1 pseudogene is annotated in these 258 nt (G+C 61.6%); it reads right to left on the reverse strand.

The window, feature by feature from the left end:
• Positions 1-258 (reverse strand): annotated as a pseudogene (locus AC0IXR_RS25095) (carbohydrate ABC transporter permease); the annotation flags it as partial.

Raw genomic sequence — 258 nt, forward strand, 5'->3', positions numbered from 1 at the left:
CTCCATACCGCGAGCGGCACGTTGAAGATGCAGTGCGCGAGCGCGACCGCCCAAGGCGTATCGAACAGGCCGATCGCCGAATAGAGGTTGAAGAACGGCAGCGCATAGACCGCCGCCGGCGCCATGCGGTTCGACAGCAGCCAGAAGAACAAATGCTTGTCGCCGAGGAAGCGGTAGCGCGAGAACGCATAGGCCGCCGGCAGCGCCACCGCGATCGAGATCACGGTGTTGATGACGACATATTCCAGCGAATTGATG

This window comes from Methylobacterium sp. AC832 (assembly GCF_979256025.1).